General features: G+C 39.8%; 22 protein-coding genes. 8 read left to right on the plus strand and 14 right to left on the minus strand.

Features of this window, described 5'->3' with window-relative positions:
• Positions 1-77: 77 nt before the first annotated feature.
• On the minus strand, positions 78-221 hold the full coding sequence (locus tag AC2JBO_RS01935) for a hypothetical protein (RefSeq protein ID WP_496951928.1): 144 nt from the start codon (positions 219-221) through the stop codon (positions 78-80).
• A gap of 349 nt (positions 222-570) precedes the next feature.
• Here AC2JBO_RS01935 and AC2JBO_RS01940 point away from each other — a divergent pair, with 349 nt between their 5' ends.
• Entirely contained in the window at positions 571-954 is a 384-nt protein-coding gene (locus AC2JBO_RS01940; protein ID WP_496951929.1) for a hypothetical protein, read from the plus strand.
• A gap of 26 nt (positions 955-980) precedes the next feature.
• On the opposite strand, the gene AC2JBO_RS01945 is transcribed toward AC2JBO_RS01940, so the two are convergent.
• The 3 genes from AC2JBO_RS01945 to AC2JBO_RS01955 all read right to left on the minus strand — a co-directional run bounded on the left by AC2JBO_RS01945 (position 981) and on the right by AC2JBO_RS01955 (position 2,093).
• Positions 981-1,424: a hypothetical protein gene (locus AC2JBO_RS01945; RefSeq protein WP_496951930.1), complete on the minus strand. Its 444-nt coding sequence runs from the start codon at positions 1,422-1,424 to the stop codon at positions 981-983.
• A 175-nt stretch (positions 1,425-1,599) separates the two neighbouring features.
• Positions 1,600-1,911, minus strand: a complete 312-nt coding sequence (locus AC2JBO_RS01950; protein ID WP_496951931.1) for a DUF3067 family protein — start codon at positions 1,909-1,911, stop codon at positions 1,600-1,602.
• 17 nt (positions 1,912-1,928) lie between these two features.
• Positions 1,929-2,093 (minus strand): hypothetical protein, encoded by a 165-nt coding sequence (locus AC2JBO_RS01955; protein ID WP_496951932.1) that lies wholly within the window; start codon positions 2,091-2,093, stop codon positions 1,929-1,931.
• 99 nt (positions 2,094-2,192) lie between these two features.
• Here AC2JBO_RS01955 and petC point away from each other — a divergent pair, with 99 nt between their 5' ends.
• Positions 2,193-2,732 (plus strand): cytochrome b6-f complex iron-sulfur subunit, encoded by a 540-nt coding sequence (gene petC, locus AC2JBO_RS01960; RefSeq protein WP_496951933.1) that lies wholly within the window; start codon positions 2,193-2,195, stop codon positions 2,730-2,732.
• 46 nt (positions 2,733-2,778) lie between these two features.
• Positions 2,779-3,780, plus strand: coding sequence for a cytochrome f (gene petA, locus AC2JBO_RS01965; RefSeq protein WP_496951934.1), 1,002 nt, complete (start codon positions 2,779-2,781; stop codon positions 3,778-3,780).
• A gap of 93 nt (positions 3,781-3,873) precedes the next feature.
• Here the strand turns inward: petA and AC2JBO_RS01970 are convergent, their stop codons facing one another.
• Positions 3,874-4,500: an SH3 domain-containing protein gene (locus AC2JBO_RS01970; RefSeq protein WP_496951935.1), complete on the minus strand. Its 627-nt coding sequence runs from the start codon at positions 4,498-4,500 to the stop codon at positions 3,874-3,876.
• Between the two features lie 274 nt (positions 4,501-4,774).
• Here AC2JBO_RS01970 and AC2JBO_RS01975 point away from each other — a divergent pair, with 274 nt between their 5' ends.
• Positions 4,775-5,005, plus strand: coding sequence for a photosystem II protein, Psb35-related (locus tag AC2JBO_RS01975; protein WP_496951936.1), 231 nt, complete (start codon positions 4,775-4,777; stop codon positions 5,003-5,005).
• 108 nt (positions 5,006-5,113) lie between these two features.
• Here AC2JBO_RS01975 and AC2JBO_RS01980 read toward each other — a convergent pair whose 3' ends face one another.
• The 3 genes from AC2JBO_RS01980 to tyrS all read right to left on the minus strand — a co-directional run bounded on the left by AC2JBO_RS01980 (position 5,114) and on the right by tyrS (position 7,691).
• Complete coding sequence (locus AC2JBO_RS01980; RefSeq protein ID WP_496951937.1) at positions 5,114-5,710, minus strand: hypothetical protein; 597 nt, start codon at positions 5,708-5,710, stop codon at positions 5,114-5,116.
• Positions 5,707-6,420, minus strand: a complete 714-nt coding sequence (gene pyrF, locus AC2JBO_RS01985) for an orotidine-5'-phosphate decarboxylase (protein WP_496951938.1) — start codon at positions 6,418-6,420, stop codon at positions 5,707-5,709. The genes AC2JBO_RS01980 and pyrF overlap by 4 nt, the downstream gene beginning before the upstream one ends.
• Positions 6,421-6,497: 77 nt before the next feature.
• A complete protein-coding gene (gene tyrS, locus AC2JBO_RS01990; protein ID WP_496951960.1) occupies positions 6,498-7,691 on the minus strand; it encodes a tyrosine--tRNA ligase in 1,194 nt (397 codons plus the stop codon).
• Positions 7,692-7,905: 214 nt separating this feature from the next.
• On the opposite strand from tyrS, the gene AC2JBO_RS01995 reads away from it, so the two are divergent.
• Positions 7,906-9,825, plus strand: a complete 1,920-nt coding sequence (locus AC2JBO_RS01995) for a transglycosylase domain-containing protein (protein ID WP_496951939.1) — start codon at positions 7,906-7,908, stop codon at positions 9,823-9,825.
• A 110-nt stretch (positions 9,826-9,935) separates the two neighbouring features.
• Here the strand turns inward: AC2JBO_RS01995 and AC2JBO_RS02000 are convergent, their stop codons facing one another.
• Positions 9,936-10,259, minus strand: a complete 324-nt coding sequence (locus AC2JBO_RS02000; RefSeq protein ID WP_496951961.1) for a DUF1825 family protein — start codon at positions 10,257-10,259, stop codon at positions 9,936-9,938.
• Between the two features lie 226 nt (positions 10,260-10,485).
• On the opposite strand from AC2JBO_RS02000, the gene AC2JBO_RS02005 reads away from it, so the two are divergent.
• Positions 10,486-10,857 (plus strand): NINE protein, encoded by a 372-nt coding sequence (locus tag AC2JBO_RS02005; RefSeq protein ID WP_496951940.1) that lies wholly within the window; start codon positions 10,486-10,488, stop codon positions 10,855-10,857.
• A 15-nt stretch (positions 10,858-10,872) separates the two neighbouring features.
• On the plus strand, positions 10,873-11,400 hold the full coding sequence (locus tag AC2JBO_RS02010) for a ComEA family DNA-binding protein (RefSeq protein ID WP_496951941.1): 528 nt from the start codon (positions 10,873-10,875) through the stop codon (positions 11,398-11,400).
• 49 nt (positions 11,401-11,449) lie between these two features.
• Here the strand turns inward: AC2JBO_RS02010 and lepB are convergent, their stop codons facing one another.
• Positions 11,450-12,037, minus strand: coding sequence for a signal peptidase I (gene lepB / locus AC2JBO_RS02015; protein WP_496951942.1), 588 nt, complete (start codon positions 12,035-12,037; stop codon positions 11,450-11,452).
• A gap of 213 nt (positions 12,038-12,250) precedes the next feature.
• Complete coding sequence (locus tag AC2JBO_RS02020) at positions 12,251-12,661, minus strand: hypothetical protein (RefSeq protein WP_496951943.1); 411 nt, start codon at positions 12,659-12,661, stop codon at positions 12,251-12,253.
• Positions 12,662-12,791: 130 nt separating this feature from the next.
• On the opposite strand from AC2JBO_RS02020, the gene AC2JBO_RS02025 reads away from it, so the two are divergent.
• Positions 12,792-12,965 carry a hypothetical protein gene (locus AC2JBO_RS02025; RefSeq protein WP_496951944.1) on the plus strand — a complete coding sequence of 58 codons (174 nt, stop codon included), beginning with the start codon at positions 12,792-12,794 and terminating at the stop codon, positions 12,963-12,965.
• 70 nt (positions 12,966-13,035) lie between these two features.
• On the opposite strand, the gene AC2JBO_RS02030 is transcribed toward AC2JBO_RS02025, so the two are convergent.
• The 3 genes from AC2JBO_RS02030 to AC2JBO_RS02040 are packed head-to-tail and all read right to left on the minus strand — an operon-like array spanning position 13,036 to position 15,689.
• Entirely contained in the window at positions 13,036-13,509 is a 474-nt protein-coding gene (locus AC2JBO_RS02030; RefSeq protein WP_496951945.1) for a nucleotide exchange factor GrpE, read from the minus strand.
• Positions 13,510-13,887 (minus strand): hypothetical protein, encoded by a 378-nt coding sequence (locus tag AC2JBO_RS02035; RefSeq protein WP_496951946.1) that lies wholly within the window; start codon positions 13,885-13,887, stop codon positions 13,510-13,512.
• A 23-nt stretch (positions 13,888-13,910) separates the two neighbouring features.
• Complete coding sequence (locus AC2JBO_RS02040) at positions 13,911-15,689, minus strand: hypothetical protein (RefSeq protein ID WP_496951947.1); 1,779 nt, start codon at positions 15,687-15,689, stop codon at positions 13,911-13,913.
• Between the last annotated feature and the right edge of the window lie 55 nt (positions 15,690-15,744).

The following is a 15,744-nucleotide window of genomic DNA, read 5'->3' on the forward strand; positions in this document are numbered from 1 at the left end:
TAACTTTTGTTTGTAACGAATAATTGATCTGTTGCATCCATTGCAAGCCTTTAATTGCAATACATATGTATTTAAGCTTAGACATTTTGAGTTTTAGATTCTAATGCCTGCAAGATTTGCATAACGGAAGCAGCAACTTTTGCCGCAATGGCTGGGTCGGTAGAACCAACCGCTTGAGCGGCGCCGATAGCGGCAGCAAAAACAGTTTCTGTAGGTGTCAACTCAGAAGAAGTAATTGGGTTACTTAACTTTGAATCAAACTTTTTATTGTCAGGTATATAATGAACTAGAAACTAACTTATAATTTGACGCTTAAACGGCGCGCGCTATGCTTGATATCTCGGTAAAGAGTATTAAACCAAAGCAATAATTTTAAAAACGATTAGTCTATTCCCTATTTATTTAAATTCTTGAATAATCCCACGGCACCTCTACGTTAAGTTTTGTGTGTTTCGGTTGATAATCAGGCACCTTTATTAGTACATATAGGCTGTGTTAATTTTATTATTCTTGTGTGTCTAGAATAACTCAGATATTTTTGGTTTTGTTTCGAGGTATTGGTTATTAGGAATGACAACGTGTTTTCGATTATACAAATCTTCCGACTATACAGTGCTTGAAGCTATGATGCTTGCTCTTTATGCTGAAGTCGAACAAGATTATATCAGCTTAAGTGTTGGTTTAAAAATCGCTGAAGACCTGATAAACACGGTTAGAGGAATTATAGACATTGAGCAAACAAAACGTGACCGCGCGCTTAATACTACTGTCGCTGTTGCAGGTATTGGACTTGCCACCAGCCAAATAGCATCAGCAGTCATCCTTGCCCAACAACCCAACGATTATCAAAATCATTTGCGTTTTCGAGCAGAAGTGTTTGGCTGGAGCTTACTCATAGGTTCTGTATTTGCCGTCCTGATGTATTTAATTCTTCGCCTCTCCCGTCGCAAATAACTTAATGATTTATTAAATTAAATACTCTAAGTTTTCTCACCCCTAGATTTTTTCTTTCTGATATTTAAATTCTGCTCGTATAATATATTGATACCCGCAACAGTATACTTACTGACTTCCTCAATTTGTGTTAAACCTGAATTTTTTAATTTATGCAGTGTTTCCGCATTCAGAACAAGTTCATGGCAGTGACAGCGTAAACTTTTCGGGTAATATAGTAAATCTTTGGCATCAACTCCTTTTTCTTGAGATAGAAAAATAATATATTGTATGCATGAATTTAGCATAGTTCTTACAGATACGCCAAAGATATTGCAGTACTCTTCTACTTTTTTTTCCTGTGTATCAGAAAGATAAATCTTCACTAATGACTTATCCGTATCTAAATCACGTTTTTTTAAGCCAGAAGAAACTAAATAATCTAGTGCGTTGCTATTTACCGAAGATTCACTATTTTGTTGAGCGTTCATTTCGCTTAAACTCTCCCACTTACAAGGAACACAATTCAACAACCTGTGAGTATTTATGTTCGGTTCCGCAAAGCCTTCACCCAACCTACAGCTTTTATGTGCCAGTTGCGTAAGTCCTAGTAAATTTTTTATATATTTATAGATATTATAAAAATAATTTTATCTACAACGTAAACTATTCGATTAACCACTCGGTCGCGCGCTCACCTAAATTAAGTGGTATACTAACAGCTTTGCCCAAACGTGGCTTTTCGCGCGTCTGTAGAATAAATGTTTGCACCTGAGATGTTCCACCCATTGCGTTCAAGTAATTAGCCACATCATCCAGATGCGCTTGGTATTCCCCTTCACTAAGCGGAAAAGATGCCTGCTCTAGGTACTTCCACATGATTTGAATAAATATTTTACCCTGAGTACGGCGAAATTGGATGTCGTATGAGTATCCCCACTTATCGATTAACATTTGGCGCAGTTCTTGTCCTGTCATAAGATATACCCCCACAACTATTTTACGATTTGTGATGATGTTAATTTACGTAAATCAAGTATGATAAGAATATAAAGAAATGTAATGCTACCATAAAAGATGCTGGAATTATCTCTGTTAGGAGTAAATTCAGCAGGGCTAAAGTGCGCTTCATTAGGATATCCTCGTGTTCGTGCTGCCATATGAAATTGTGGGTAAGAGCATCTAGATAAGACTTGAGTCTCAAGAATTGTAAGAACTCCAGTCATTTTGTTAACAAATAAACAAAAAACGCTCAGATTATGGCTCAATTTTCTGAATCAGCTGATGTGCCCGATATGGGGCGGCGCCAGTTCATGAACCTTCTAACGTTCGGGACTGTGACAGGAGTTGCTCTTGGAGCATTGTATCCCGTCGTCAATTATTTTATTCCACCTGCAAGTGGTGGTGGTGGCGGTGGCGCAACCGCAAAAGATGAATTGGGTAATGATGTTAGCGTTGCTAAGTTTCTCGAAAGCCATAATGTAGGCGACCGCACTCTAGTTCAAGGACTCAAGGGAGACCCTACATATATTGTTGTCGAAAGCAAAGAAGCGATTACCGATTATGGTATCAACGCAGTCTGTACTCATTTAGGATGTGTTGTACCCTGGAACGCCGCAGAAAATAAATTTAAGTGCCCTTGTCACGGTTCGCAGTATGATGCAACTGGTAAAGTAGTTCGTGGTCCGGCGCCAAGGTCTTTGGCATTAAGCCACGCTAACGTGCAAGATGACAAAATTGTCCTTACCTCTTGGACAGAAACCGACTTCCGCACAGGCGAAGAACCTTGGTGGGCTTAACCCAAAATATTTACTGAAAAAGCGAAAAACAGTAGTCCTTATTGAGATGAGAAAAACTTGCACGACAATGCGGTTAACTGCCGCTTTTAAAGTAATGACCAAATCATTACTTGTTGTGATAGCAGCTGTGGCAATTATCTTCACAAGCGATATCGCATTACCTCAAAGCGCTGCTGCATACCCTTTTTGGGCGCAGCAAACCTACCCAGAAACACCTCGTGAACCAACCGGACGGATTGTTTGTGCAAACTGTCACTTAGCTGCGAAACCAGCCGAAGTTGAAGTACCCCAAGCTGTGCTGCCTGACACTGTATTTGAAGCGGTTGTTAAAATTCCCTACGATACTAGCGTGCAGCAAGTTGGTGCTGACGGTTCTAAGGTTGGTTTAAACGTTGGTGCCGTATTAATGCTTCCCGATGGTTTTAAAATTGCACCCGAAGAGCGTATTCCTGAAGAGTTGAAGGAAAAACTCAACGGTGTATATTATCAACCTTATCGTGAAGATAAAGAGAATGTTGTTTTGGTAGGACCCTTACCAGGAGAACAGTATCAAGAAATCGTATTCCCCGTTCTTTCCCCAGACCCAAGAAGCGATAAGAGTGTTTATTTCGGTAAATACTCCGTACACTTAGGCGCCAACCGTGGACGTGGACAAGTTTACCCCACAGGTGAAAAGAGCAACAATAACCAATACACCGCTCCTGCTGCTGGTACTGTCAGCAAGATAACCAAGCAAGAAGACGAAGACGGAAACGTCAAGTATGCGGTTGATATTCAAAACGAAGAAGGCAAAACAGTTACAGAACTAGTACCTGCTGGGCCTGAGTTAATTGTATCGGAAGGACAAACTGTAAAAGCTGGTGACGCGCTCACCAATAATCCTAACGTTGGTGGTTTCGGTCAAAAAGATGCCGAAATTGTACTCCAAGATGCTACCCGTGTTGGCTGGTTAGTTGGATTTGTTTCTCTAACCATGCTCGCGCAAGTAATGCTGGTTCTGAAGAAGAAACAAGTAGAAAAAGTCCAAGCTGCCGAAATGAATTTCTAAATCTTGGTCAAATTTAATTAAGTTAAATCAATATTATATTAAGACAGGTTAAACAACCTGCCTTTTTTATTTAAATAAATAAACCCTACATGCTTAATAAACAACAAAATAAACAGGCTTATAAGTGCGAATAAAATTCGTCATAATATCTCTTTCTTTAACAGTAGGTGTTGCAAAACAACCTGCCGTACCACTATTAGAATTTTGATTAAAAGCTGACGGGTCATAGTGAACACCAAGCTCTGAACGTCCGGTTGTAAATTTGGGTGTCATTGATGACCATACACCACCAAACTCTCCATCTTTAAACTCTACCACTCCCGGAAAATCAAACTTATAAATACCAAAAGGTATAGGCGCCTGAGAACCTGACATATGCGATGGTGTTTGGTTGTTTGCCCGACCAGATACCCCACGCACGGTGTTTACAACTTTACCATTACTATCAATCAACCGAGTAGTATATACTCTCAATCCATTAATACTTTCCGTTGTTCGATTAGCAACTACGCGCGCACCATTAATCTTTGTTATAAATTCTTCTGCAACCCAACGATTAGCTCCAATTTGTACCCATTTTCTAGAACCTGAAAATATAGGTTCGCTGATTACATTTACTTCTGTACCGTTAACTAAAGAACCAACAGATTCGCCGTTTGCACGATTACGAACTGTTAGAGAATCGCCATCTTTTGTAGAAATATATGCAGTGAAAGCCATTATTGTATACCTTATTTAAGTTATTGGATTTGCTATTGTTGTCTTGATAACAAATGCTTCAATTTACCTCAGAGTAATTCCTGAAACTTGTAAGACCCAAATTCCTAACTTCGTTCCCGCGCGTACTACTGCTACTGATTCTTATGGTTTAAAGTGCGGTATCCCGTACCTGATGTTCCGGAAAGCACACCATCATCAAAGTTGCAACTTATTCAAAGAATTGTTTACATTAATTTACATAAGTTAACAAAAATCAACTAAGAGCTAGAGCGTTATGATGACCGTATTAATTTCATTATTTGTAGTAGGTTGGGTTGCAGCTTCGTTGCTTGGTGGTTTGGCGTATTTCATGGGTGAGCAGCGTAAACCCATCCACGAGCGTAATTGGAATTCTAAAAGTTTTGATAAATTGGCGTATAGCATTACAGGTAAAGATGTTGACTATAGCGAGCGCATTCCTGCTTATGCTATGGATGCTTATGCGAGTCAAGCTATTAAAAGTTAATCGTGAAAGCTTGTTTTGATTCAAGATAATATCAGTGTAAATACAACCTCTGTGATGAAGAGGTTGTTTTTGTATTAAGTAATCTATGTGAAACGCCTATGTTACGACCTATGAACTTGGTTTTTTTATTTCTCGTGCACGGATGCTTCCTGCTTGACAGTCGCGTAACCATGCATCAACAGCTTGACCAACTACACCATCACTACTATCGCGCGGTGGACTTGGAGGTTGTTTGGTAACTGGAAGCGTACCTATTTGAGTAAACATCATAACTTTACGCCAACCAGTGCTAGTTTTTGTAACTAGCAGCCAGTGAAATTGTTGTAGCTCCACAGGTTTTTTTGCTACGTACTGTCGCTCTAACGTTGTAAAAAATATTTGTTCAACACCTTCAGAAAGAGTTTTTGCCGTATCGTCACTTGCAACACTAGGATTTAGCGGCAAAGGTTTAAACTCTGGTTTCCCTGCGGCGAGCATGTAGCTAAATGTGTCACCTCTACGAGTGAGGCGCCTAGCACGTTGACTGGCACGATTTGCATAGCTAGGTAAATCCCGCAGTAGTTGAGTACTAATTAATTCAAGATTTTGCTGTGAACATAAATTGCGTTCAGAAGCCTGAACAGATAACGAGGATACATTCGAGATTAATAACCATAACCCATATACGAAGCACAAGCCATAACGTTTCTTGACTGTAAACTTCATGCTATTGCCACTTCATCACATATCATATTCCAGGCTAGCGTAGGTTCCTTGGCGGCGGTGATGGGACGACCAATGACAAGGAAACTTGCGCCAGCTTGGAATGCTTTTGTGGGGGTAAAAGTGCGCTTTTGGTCGCCTTTTTCCGCCCAATCCGGACGAACACCAGGACATATTAGCAGAAAATTATCACCACAGGTGTTACGTAGTTGTGCCACTTCTTGAGGTGAACACACGGCGCCGTCTAAACCTGCTTCTTTTGCCATTAATGCCATTTGTAAGGCATATTCTGGTAATTCCAGGGGTATTCGTAAGTCAAAAGCTAATTGACGTGAAGAAATGCTAGTAAGCAGGGTAATAGCAATTACTTTAGGTGGTGTAACGCCAGCTTCAGAAGCACCTTGTTTTACTGCTTCGACTGCTTTTAAGAGTGCATCACGTCCATTTGTAGCATGAACAGTCAGTAAATCCACCCCATGACGTCCAGCAGCACGACAGGCGCCTGCGACAGTGTTAGGGATATCATGAAATTTTAAATCAAGGAAAATTCGTTTTTGCCGAGATTTTAAAATTTCGAGGATTTGCGGGCCAGTGCTTGTAAAAAGCTCCAACCCAACTTTCCAGAAGGTAACTTCGGGCAATTTTTCAATCAGTGCTACAGCTTCTTCAACTGTGGCTACATCTAAGGGGACAATAATTCTGTCACTAGTCATTCAATTTTGGATTTTGGATGTACAGTAAATTACGCTGTAGAGACGCTTCCTATCGCGTCTCTACGTAAACGGGGTTTTTAAGGAATTAAGCGAATAAAATTTTTCTTTCCTAGCTGCAAAACTTTACCGTACAACTCATCAGGATTTTGAAAAGTTATTTCGGCATCAGTAACTTTTTCTCCGTCTAACTTTACCCCACCTTCAGTAATTTTACGTCTGCCTTCCCCACCGCTTTTACACAAACCGCTTGCATTCAATATAGAAGCTAACCGCGCGGGAAATTCGATGTCTTCTAAAGAAAATTCTGGAATCTCTCCTTGCTGACCAGCTGACTCTGCTGCTTTTATAGCTTCAGCAGCAGCTACTTCTCCGTGGTACTGTTTGACTATTTCCCATGCTAGGAGTTTTTGCTGCTCACGGGCGCCAGATGGCAAGCTATCTAAAGGTAAATTTGTTAATAGCTCAAAATATTGCTTTAACAAACTATCAGGTGTTGCTTGAAGCTTTTGGTATTTATTATTCGGATGCTCTGATAAACCTATGTAATTATTCAGTGATTTCGACATTTTTTGTATACCATCAGTACCAATCAAAATCGGTAACAGTAAGCCAAACTGAGGCTTTTGACCAAAATGGCGCTGTAAATCACGTCCAACAGCAATGTTAAATTTTTGGTCAGTACCACCTAACTCAACATCAGCCTCAACAGCAACAGAATCATAACCTTGCATCAAAGGATATAGGAACTCATGAAGGAAAATAGGACTCTGTGCTTTAAACCGTATATCAAATCCTTCTTTCTCAAGCATTTGACCTACAGTCATTGTAGAAAGTAACTCTAAAATTTTGGCTAAGTCAAGCTTGCCTAACCATTCCGAGTTATAACGGATTTCAAGACGATGGGGTGTATCAAAATCCAATATAGGACGTACCTGGTCAAGATAAGTTTTTGCATTTTCATGCACTTCTGCTTCGGTTAATTGGCGCCTAACATCAGATTTACCCGTAGGGTCGCCGATGCGGGCAGTAAAATCACCGATAATCAAAACTGCTGTATGTCCTGCATCCTGAAAAGCTCGTAATTTTCGCACAGGTATGCTATGACCTAAATGTATATCTGTGCCAGTAGGGTCAATACCTAACTTTACCCGCAAAGGACGGTTAATTTTTGTTAACAAATACTCAAGATTCTCAGTTTCGCTTGCCTTATCGGTCGCTTGTGGGAAAATTTCTACAGTACCACGACGCAACCAAGAAAAATCATGCGTCATACTAGGATGTTGTTGGGGATGTTGTTTGGGAGACTCATTAATTATGCTTTGCACAACTTTATGTCAGGTTAATTACAGTCTATACAAATTTAACGCGCACCAATGAAGGAGCCAGACTAATATAATTACAAAAAATTGACTAAAAAAATCAACCGCTTTGCTCGCGTTGCGTGAAAAATATACTTAACATATACAAGTGAGGAAGTGAAATCCCGTGTCGTCTAGGACTTTTGAAGATAAAAACCCCCGAGGTCAGACTGCATCTGGTTTTGAGTTTATAAAGGGAGTTGGTCAGGTAACTGGCGGCACCTTACTCGCCATTACCATGCTAACGAGTTCGATTGTTGCTGGAGGGCTGGTAGGATTAGCAGTTAGCTTCCGCAACCTCCCCGATGTCAGACAGCTACGCAATTTTTTCCCCTCTGAAACCACTTACGTCTATGATGTTAAGGGTAAACTCCTGGCGAGTATCCACGGGGAAGCAAACCGCGAAGTTGTACCACTTGACCGTATTTCTCCCAATATTAAACGCGCGGTACTCGCGAGCGAAGATAGCGACTTTTATTTTCACCACGGTATTAACCCCAAAGGTGTTGGACGTGCTGTAGTCTCAAACTTACAAGGTGGAGGCGTCCGTGAGGGTGGTTCTACTATTACGATGCAGTTGGTGAAAAACCTATTCTTATCGCGTCGTCGAGAATTTACCCGTAAAATTGCGGAAGCTGTACTCGCAATTCGTTTAGAGCAAATTCTCTCCAAAGACCAAATTTTGGAAATGTACCTTAACCAGGTATATTGGGGTCACAATAATTACGGCGTTCAAACTGCCGCACGCAGTTATTTTAATAAGGCTGCCGAGAATTTGACTATCGCAGAATCCGCAATGATGGCTGCTTTAATTCAGGCGCCGGAACAATATAGCCCCTTTGTTTCGATGAAAAAAGCAAAGGAACAGCAAGAAATTGTGTTAGGACGGATGCTCACATTAGGCTGGATAACTCAAGCTGAACATGACCAAGCTGTAAGTGAAAAAATTAAGCTAGGTAAAATCCGTTCGTTCCAAGGAAGCGCCCTACCTTATATTACAAACGCAGTATCAGCAGAATTAGCCAAAAAATTCGGACGCGAATCGCTCTTAAAAGGCGGAATGCGCGTTCAAACAACTGTTGATACTGAGTTTCAACAAATGGCAGAAGAAACCGTGAGTAAATGGCATGAAAGGCTTTTAGGTCAAGGTTTATACAAAAACCAAATGGCGCTAGTCTCAATTGACCCAAGAACGCACTTTATTAAAGCGCTTGTGGGTGGTGTTGATGCGAAAACTAGTGAATTTAACCGCGCGACACAAGCTTTACGCCAACCTGGTTCATCCTTTAAGCCATTCGTTTACTACACCGCTTTTGCAACTGGTAAGTATAGCCCAAGCTCAACCGTAGTAGATGCTCCGGTTAGCTACCGCGATGGTGATGGCTGGTACTACCCGAAAAACTACGACGGTGGTTTTAGTGGTGCAATGTCAATTCGTCACGCGCTAGCACAGTCACGTAACATTCCAGTTATTAAGATTGGTAAAGCTGTTGGTATGAACAAAGTCATTGAAACCTGTCGGACTTTGGGAATTATGAGTCCAATGGAACCAGTAACCTCTCTACCTTTAGGTGCCATAGGTGTAACACCATTGGAAATGGCTAGTGCTTACGCTACTTTTGCGAACTACGGTTGGCAATCTCCGTCAACCGTTATTATGCGAGTCACCGACAGTAGCGGTAATGTCATACTTGATAATACACCAAAGCCACAGTTAGTACTTGACCCTTGGGCGAGTGCGTCAATTATTGATGTTATGCGCTCGGTAATTACTGAGGGTACTGGTAAAAATGCAGCAATTGGGCGCCCAGCAGCAGGTAAAACGGGTACAACATCTTCAGAAAAAGACATTTGGTTCGTAGGAACTGTACCGCAGCTAACAACAGCCGTCTGGGTCGGTCGAGACGACAACCGACAACTTGCTAGTGGTGCAACAGGTGGTACAATGGTAACTCCTATCTGGTCTGATTTCATGCGACGCGCGCTTAAGAATGTCCCAGAAGAAAACTTCAAGTCACCGTCACAATTCCCACGTCCAAAAGAATAAAATAATGAGTGCTGAGTGCTGAGTAAAAAGTTAGGAGTTATAAGTTACTATTTGACGATTAATCTTACTCTTACAACTCAGAACTCAGCACTCAGCACTTTCAACTAATTTCATTTTTGTTTTTCAAGTTCCGCTTTCATGCGCTGCAAGGTCATTTCCATTTGGTCAAACATTTGTTGTGGAGTGACACCAAACTGACCTAACTGCGTTTTAAGCTGCTCCATTGTCATTTGTGCCATAAAATCTTCGGATAGCTCGAAGCGCTTCATGAAAATTCTATAGCGCTCCATCATTGCTTCCATTTGTTCGATGAACAGCTTTTTACCTTCACGGTCAAACTTACCGTAACTATTACCAAGTTTAATCAAAGCCTGGTAATCATCGAACAGCAGCTTCGCTTCTTGTTGAATTATGTCAGAGTCAAAGAATCCCATGTTGCTCCCGGTTCGCTGAGTCACAACTCCCAGCAAGTTTCTATATTTTTATAACTTTTACCTCTATAATTTCATTTTAGTCTAGGCTGATAATCTGGTAAGCTGTTGTTTTTGTACGGTTTTTTATCGCGATTCCAACACTTGACGTTAAATCCTACCGCCTTCTACTCGCGAAATTTTTGAAAATAGATTATATCATTCTGATAATATTACATACTTTATGATTATGTTTAAGAATCAGCATAAAAGCCGAAGCGTTGCTGCTGTATTAGCTTTTTCTGGAACGTTGACTGTTTCAGGGTTACATAAATTTTATCTTGGACAGCCATTGTGGGGTGTGATATACGTCCTTCTCTCTTGGACACCAATACCAAAGGTTGCTAGTGCTATCGAAGGAGTTTGGTTTTTAGCCCAAGATGAAGATACTTTTGACCGTAATTTTAACTTAGGCAAGTCTACCAGAATTTCTCAAGCTGCTGGGAAACAAGTCTCTTCCATTGCAGAAGCATTACGTGAGTTAGAAGCACTGCGTCAAGAAGGCTTAATTACTGAGTATGAATTTGAACAAAAGCGGCGCCAGTTACTTGAGCATATTTAGTCAAAAGTTACTTTTATGTCATTTTCTTTTAATTCCAGACTGCAAAAACTACGAAATCAAATACTTAGTAACCCCTACTACCGTTTGCAGTCAATAGAAGAACTTGCTGTAGCAGCACAACTTGGTATTCGGATTGATGCGAACCAAGCTACAGTTGACGATTGGTTAAGACTACCAGGATTTTCAATTCATCAAGCGCGCGCATTAGCAGAATTATCACGTTCTGGTGTTAAATATTACTGTATAGAAGATATTGCAGCGGCTTTGAGTGTATCTCCCGCGCGTTTGGAAGCATTAAAGGTAATACTTGATTTTAGTTATTACTCAGAAGACGAATTAGAAATTTCTACTAAGCAAATTAATCCGAACACAGCAACGGTAGAAGCACTTGCAAACGTTCCGTTTATTGAGTTGTCTTTGGCGCAGGCTGTTGTAGAGAACAGGTCGAAGGGTGGTTTGTATCGTGATATCGTTGACTTTCAACGGCGCCTGAATTTGCCAGGTGATGTTTTGGCACAGCTGATGTACTATTTAAAGTTTTAGGTAGTTGCTATAGATACAGGGCGGGCAGGGATGCCCGCTCCACAATAAATTAAATTAAGCCGATGCGGTTGAAAGGGAAAAACCTGAATACTGCATGACCGATAACATTTTGACTTGGCAAAAATCCCCAGTAACGCGAGTCGTTACTGTCGTTGCGGTTATCTCCCATTACAAAAAATTGGTTGGGTGGAACTTTGGTTTGGTTGAATAGCTGTCTAGGGTCTTGCTGAATGTAATTATCTTTGAGGTAATTTTCTTGAAGTGCTGTACCGTTAATGTAAACTTTGTTTTCAGTAACTCGAATTGAATCACCGGGTTGACCGATGATACGTTTGATAAAAGCTTGGTCTTTCGGATATCCCCGTCGCTGTAACTCCAGTGGTGGCGTAAAAACAATAATATCGCCAAAATGTGGTTGATGAAAGTGGTAAGATATTTTTTCAACTAATAATCTGTCGCCCTCGTGCAATGTCGGAACCATCGAATCTGAGGGTATGTAGCGGGGTTCTGCGACATACGTGCGAATTAAAAAGGCTAAAATCAACGCAATTGCAACTAAAAAGATGTTCTCGCGTAGGTTTCGCCAGATTTGAGATGAAGCTGAATTTTGTTTGACATCGCTTTCTTGAGAGGTCATATCAATAATTAAACTCGGTTATACAGTTCAAACTATGGGCTTTAGCGCTTTATAGCTTCAACGTAAATTATATTTCAGATTCCCGACAAATGAATGCGAAGTGGGAATCTAAATGGAATTTCAAAAATATGTAGAACAGAAATTAGAATTGGAAAATTAAAAATTTTGAGTATATCAAAAATAATATTGCTACCAACTAATATTTCTTTGATTTCACCCTTTGTTGACAGGAGGTAAATCTTTCATCGTTTGTACCAAGTTTTCTAGTTGAGATGTCATCGCTTTTAGCTGGCGTTTAAGATGCTCATTCTCTATTGCCAGTCCAGACTTAACTTCCCCATACTCAGCGTTTGAAATGCTCATTCTCTGGCGCCAACCAGGACTTAATTCCCCCATCGCTTGCTTTAACTCCTCCACATCTTTGACTACTTGAGTGATATCGACGACATTATTCTGGATAATCATCTCTCCTACATAGTCTCTCATATGATTTTCTATATCTTCTGTAATCGAGATTCCATGCTTTTTTAGCTTTGCCTTATACTTATCGTAAAGCTGGGCATCTATTTTTATACTTAGCTGGGCGGCTCGCGCTTGCGCTTCAGTTTGTTTGCTTGCGGACATACTTGGCTCTCTATCAATACATTCTTTATCTAGATTGACATCTGTAAAAATTATATACGAACTAGATTATCTAGAAATAATCTTGACAAAATCTAGATTATTTTCTAGATTAGATTTATGAAGGCGCTTCTTGCCTACTAACGTATTGGTGAGTTCTGTTACAACACTAACTAATGTGGTTACAACCCATGCCACAGAAATTAGGGAAATAAGAGAAGACATGCGCGAAATGCAATCATCTGTTCTTGGTTTACAGACTGAGAACCGTCGTATCCTCGACCGTCTTGAAAGAGGCGAAAATTAAATATTAATGGTACTGATATTAAGCGGTACTATTACTAATGGGTCAGATTAAAAATACTAAGCTGCTGTAACTAGTTTTTAGACACAATAACTTCAATAGGTCGCAAAATTTCTTTGTTTAAACGAAACCCGCGTTTGACAATTTTTGTGATTGTTTGATTTTCTAAATCATCGCGCGCTTCTGTTCCCACAACTTTACACAAGCTAAAGTCTGGTTTTGTTTGCTCAAATTCTATAGGCGCCACTTGTCTTGTTTCTAATATACCTAACAGCCTTTTTTTGATGCTTCCAATACCTTTAGGTAAACTTGCCCATTTTGGAGGAACTTCAAGCTGTGAGTTCATATAATTATGTAAAATTTCTAGAGAATCGATAATCTCTAACAGTTCTAAAAAAAGTTCTTCATTATTGGCGTTATTTGTTTGCTGCTGTTGATTTAAAGCTTGCTGTAATGAAAATTTGTCTCTCATTAAAGCACTAACTGCTTCTATTATCTCCGCACGCTGTTGGAAAGTTAATTTTAGTTTGTGAGATTCTGTACTCATTTATTTATCTTCTATCCGTGATATTAAATGTATTAAGTTAGACCCAACTCTACAGTCAATTTCAGATATTTCTCCAATTTTAGCAACAGCTTCTGTCAAACCATCAAATTCTTGTAAAAATTCCAATTCTGTTGATTCTTCTAGTTGCGAAAAATCTTCACGTTGGAAATCACTAATATTTTCTGGTAATATCGGACGAAGATAATCAGCCATTATACGCTCTTTGGAATTCATTAAGCATTTACGCGCTCTGGCAATGGCATCTACAGGATATTTTCGCTGCTTCATTGCCGCTGCAAATGCTTGATTTATTTCAGCATTAGATGCATTCGGCAAAACATTGAGAATTTCGTAGGGGTTAGTTTCATCTGTGTTCATGGCGCCATAAGTTTATGTAAGTCCTATTGGAGATTATCATTATCAATGTAGTACTTAGCTGTGGAACTTTCTAAAATTTCATACCACAACTGAGCAAATTCGCGACGTTCGTTTATGTCCCAAGCAACAGCTTTATAATGAAGCTGACAAAGTTGTTCGACCCGCGCGTACCAGTCTGCTGAAGCTTGAATTTCTGGTTTAGCTAAACGTAAAGGAGCTACAGCCGAACGCCATCGTGGATAACCTCCAACTTCAATTTCCAAATAATAGCAACCTTCATGATAAGACACAAATCTTTGCGCGAATTTTTCCGCCTCTGAAACTGGCTCTGTTTTGGGTTTTGCTTCTTTTGCCTTGAAGTTATCACCGTTAAGACAAGCTAATACAGCTGAGTACCAATCTGTATATAAAGTTGCCCAAAGTTTACCTGGTAACGATGGAAATTTAATTTGATGGCGATAACGATGATAGCAACCAGGAGTTAAAAATAAACCTTTGACTCTTACGCCTTGTTTGGCTGGAATACTCATTAAACGTAAAGCTTCGGTTTCTAAACGGTATAGTTCGTATGATTGTTTGTACTGTTGTGATTTATCTTTGACTGAATTAATCAAGTCTTCGAGTTTGTGCAATAATTGCTCGGATAATTCAGTGAAATCAACGGGTGTGTCACCCATCCATGTAATATTTTGTAGCAATGGGTTTAAATGTAAATTCGCGATAGCTGTTGACCAGGCAACAATTAACTCATTATATAATTCATCATATAAAGTGGGATTAGCTTGAATTTGATAATACGCGACGAGTGCCCAATTATGTAAAGCTGTAATATCTAATTGTTCTAACCATTGCTGCTCGGCTTCCTCAATATGCTGCCAGGGTGAGGAGCGCCATAAGTCGAGTTCTAAACGAGGCTGTATATTTTTTTCGAGGTTATTTCGTACTATTTCATCTTCGCCATATTTAAGCAAAAAGTTTTGACTCTTTATTTTTGCTTGCTGAAGATTATGCGCGTCTACTAGTTGTTGTATATTACATTTAGCTTTCATTAACTCACGGTCTGAAGATTTTTCTTTTATCTCTACTTCATGAGGTAATATTGTTTGCCATTCAAGTTTGCAGGAGTGCCAGTCTCCTTGTCGTGCGCTAATAAATCCTCTAATATAACTAGCTTGTTTAGTACTAATATCTTTAACTTGAACGCGCGCTTTTTGCCAGTCTTGAGTTTTGATTGCAATAATAGCCATCCTTATCCGACATTCTACATCCCAACAGGGCGAGGCAACTACTGCATTTTGATAATGAGAAATAGCGGTAGTAAAATCTCCAGCTTGTTCTGCCAGCAAACCCAATTTAAAAGACTTTTGACCAGTTATAACCTGATATAACTCGTTAATGAATTTTCTACCTGCTGGTTCATAAAACCTTTGATGTACAGGTTCAAATAAAGCAATAGCTTCCTCAAACCTTCCTTCGCTTGTTAACCAATAAGCTCTTTCTTTCGCTGCTTTATACTCATTGTCTGCTTTTGGCTCCCACTCTGCTAGTTGCTGTCTAATTTTTTTGAGTAAATCATCCGCAAACCAATTTCGTAGCGTTTGCTCGCTGCCATTTCCTTTAGAATGCCAAATATCAAGAATTTCCTCAGCAATATTTAACGCTTCTAAATACTGGTTCTTTTGCGCTTTTGCTATTGCCCGTTCAAATGCTTGCTTGCTGTTATTTACTTTTTCAAAAAAGTCCATAACTCCGACTCCTAACAGTACGCGACTTAAAGAGTTAAACCAGCGTGCAATTAACATAGTGTACTCAATATAATCGTAGCAACGGCGCCTACTGCGATCAAAATTAATAACA

The organism is Calothrix sp. CBUCES-K 9914 (assembly GCF_059640475.1).

What these genes read in the sequence shown, in the direction of transcription:
- AC2JBO_RS01940 (WP_496951929.1), top strand. Translation starts at nt 571, where the DNA reads ATGACAACGTGTTTTCGATTATACAAATCTTCCGACTATACAGTGCTT.
- AC2JBO_RS01945 (WP_496951930.1), bottom strand. Translation starts at nt 1,424, where the DNA reads ATGAACGCTCAACAAAATAGTGAATCTTCGGTAAATAGCAACGCACTA.
- AC2JBO_RS01950 (WP_496951931.1), bottom strand. Translation starts at nt 1,911, where the DNA reads ATGACAGGACAAGAACTGCGCCAAATGTTAATCGATAAGTGGGGATAC.
- AC2JBO_RS01955 (WP_496951932.1), bottom strand. Translation starts at nt 2,093, where the DNA reads ATGGCAGCACGAACACGAGGATATCCTAATGAAGCGCACTTTAGCCCT.
- petC (WP_496951933.1), top strand. Translation starts at nt 2,193, where the DNA reads ATGGCTCAATTTTCTGAATCAGCTGATGTGCCCGATATGGGGCGGCGC.
- petA (WP_496951934.1), top strand. Translation starts at nt 2,779, where the DNA reads ATGAGAAAAACTTGCACGACAATGCGGTTAACTGCCGCTTTTAAAGTA.
- AC2JBO_RS01970 (WP_496951935.1), bottom strand. Translation starts at nt 4,500, where the DNA reads ATGGCTTTCACTGCATATATTTCTACAAAAGATGGCGATTCTCTAACA.
- AC2JBO_RS01975 (WP_496951936.1), top strand. Translation starts at nt 4,775, where the DNA reads ATGATGACCGTATTAATTTCATTATTTGTAGTAGGTTGGGTTGCAGCT.
- AC2JBO_RS01980 (WP_496951937.1), bottom strand. Translation starts at nt 5,710, where the DNA reads ATGAAGTTTACAGTCAAGAAACGTTATGGCTTGTGCTTCGTATATGGG.
- pyrF (WP_496951938.1), bottom strand. Translation starts at nt 6,420, where the DNA reads ATGACTAGTGACAGAATTATTGTCCCCTTAGATGTAGCCACAGTTGAA.
- tyrS (WP_496951960.1), bottom strand. Translation starts at nt 7,691, where the DNA reads ATGACGCATGATTTTTCTTGGTTGCGTCGTGGTACTGTAGAAATTTTC.
- AC2JBO_RS02000 (WP_496951961.1), bottom strand. Translation starts at nt 10,259, where the DNA reads ATGGGATTCTTTGACTCTGACATAATTCAACAAGAAGCGAAGCTGCTG.
- AC2JBO_RS02005 (WP_496951940.1), top strand. Translation starts at nt 10,486, where the DNA reads ATGTTTAAGAATCAGCATAAAAGCCGAAGCGTTGCTGCTGTATTAGCT.
- AC2JBO_RS02010 (WP_496951941.1), top strand. Translation starts at nt 10,873, where the DNA reads ATGTCATTTTCTTTTAATTCCAGACTGCAAAAACTACGAAATCAAATA.
- lepB (WP_496951942.1), bottom strand. Translation starts at nt 12,037, where the DNA reads ATGACCTCTCAAGAAAGCGATGTCAAACAAAATTCAGCTTCATCTCAA.
- AC2JBO_RS02020 (WP_496951943.1), bottom strand. Translation starts at nt 12,661, where the DNA reads ATGTCCGCAAGCAAACAAACTGAAGCGCAAGCGCGAGCCGCCCAGCTA.
- AC2JBO_RS02030 (WP_496951945.1), bottom strand. Translation starts at nt 13,509, where the DNA reads ATGAGTACAGAATCTCACAAACTAAAATTAACTTTCCAACAGCGTGCG.
- AC2JBO_RS02035 (WP_496951946.1), bottom strand. Translation starts at nt 13,887, where the DNA reads ATGAACACAGATGAAACTAACCCCTACGAAATTCTCAATGTTTTGCCG.
- AC2JBO_RS02040 (WP_496951947.1), bottom strand. Translation starts at nt 15,689, where the DNA reads ATGTTAATTGCACGCTGGTTTAACTCTTTAAGTCGCGTACTGTTAGGA.